The following is a 1,466-nucleotide window of genomic DNA, read 5'->3' on the forward strand; positions in this document are numbered from 1 at the left end:
TACAGCTTCCTGGAGAGGAAGCATGAGGATCTGGCCAAGATGGAGCTTGAGGAACAGGGATTGCTCTAAAGCCCTCGTCTCAACTTATATACATGATGCCAGACATATAACACCGAATTGACCTGATGAGGCTGGAGTTTTGAGCTTCGATTTACAGCTAGAATTCGCAGATTGGATGCTTATCGCAGCGGCGCTGATAGGCCTGTATTCCATCCTCCTTTTGCCCTTGAGGGATAGCGAGGCATGGAAGAAGAGAGGGGTGACTGTGGGAGGGATATCGGGAATACCCCTCCTCATATTCCTGCGGACAACCAAAGGATTGAAGCTGCTCGACCAGCTGAGCCGCCCCAAGTGGATATGGAGAACGGCGGTAACTATTGGAATCCCTCTGGTGATCCTGAGCATGGCCACATTCTTGATCCTCGTATTGCTCATGACCTACCTGATGATTCTCTCTCCACCCGAGCCCAGCAGCTACAATGCACCCAGAAATATCCTGCTCATCCCCGGTCTGAACGAGTATATCCCCTTTTTATGGGGCTGGATCGCCCTATTCGTCACCATGCTGGTGCATGAGTTCGCCCATGGCATCCTATCCCGAGTGGAAGGGGTCAGGGTCAAGTCCATGGGCATAGTAACCCTGCTCGTTGCCCCAATAGCTGCTTTTGTTGAGCCGGATGAGGAGGATCTCTTCGGCACAAAGAACAAGCCGCCCCTGGTGAACAGGGCCGCCAGGATCAGGATTCTCTCCGCCGGCGTCATAGCCAACTTCATGGTGGCCGCACTGGCCATGGCCCTCTTCTTTGGGCCAGTTCTGGGCTCCATGTCCCCTGTTGACCGGCTGATTGCGGTGGGTGTCCAGGAGGATTCAATAGCGGAGGAGGCAGGCTTTGAGAGCGGCATGGTCCTGCTTCAGGTGAATGGAGAGAATGCGATAAAGATAGAGGAGCTTTACAGCAATCTGGGCAGCACCATGGTGGAGATGGAGGTCTTGCACAACGGCCAAAAGGAGATCTTCAACCTCCCCGGCCAGGCGGCAAGGGGAATCATGGTTGCCTCCATCTTCCCGGACTCTCCCGCCGATTCCGTCGGCCTGCCTGCGGGCAGCGTGATCTCCAGGATCGACGGCAAGGAGGTGGTGGATGTTGAGGGCTTCAGAAGGGAGATGAACCTCACCCGACCCGGTCAGATCATCACCATCACCACCGGAAGTGGCAAGAGCTACCAGGTCAACCTCACCTCCGCTGCTGGCCAGGGAGAGGATGAGCAGAAAGAGGAGTCGGATGCTGTGGGAACGGGCTTTATCGGCATTGTGATGTCAGGGAACGCCATCTATTCGGGTGGTGTGGCATTCCAGGAAGCTCCTGCCAGCGAGTTCCTCCAGATGCTGAAAACCATTCCAAAGAGCGGCGTAGAGGGTTTCGCCACCATGCTCAACCTGCCATTTTCAGGAATTCCCGGATTCA

At 55.3% G+C, this 1,466-nt stretch carries 1 protein-coding gene; it reads left to right on the forward strand.

Annotation, left to right across the window (positions count from 1 at the left end):
- Positions 1-175: 175 nt before the first annotated feature.
- Positions 176-1,466, forward strand: a 1,291-nt coding sequence (locus BP822_RS10625; protein ID WP_286878270.1) for a site-2 protease family protein, incomplete at its 3' end; no start/stop codon positions are given.

The organism is Methanosaeta sp. UBA458, from assembly GCF_002496085.1.
In the GTDB taxonomy this organism is placed as follows: domain Archaea; phylum Halobacteriota; class Methanosarcinia; order Methanotrichales; family Methanotrichaceae; genus Methanothrix; species Methanothrix soehngenii.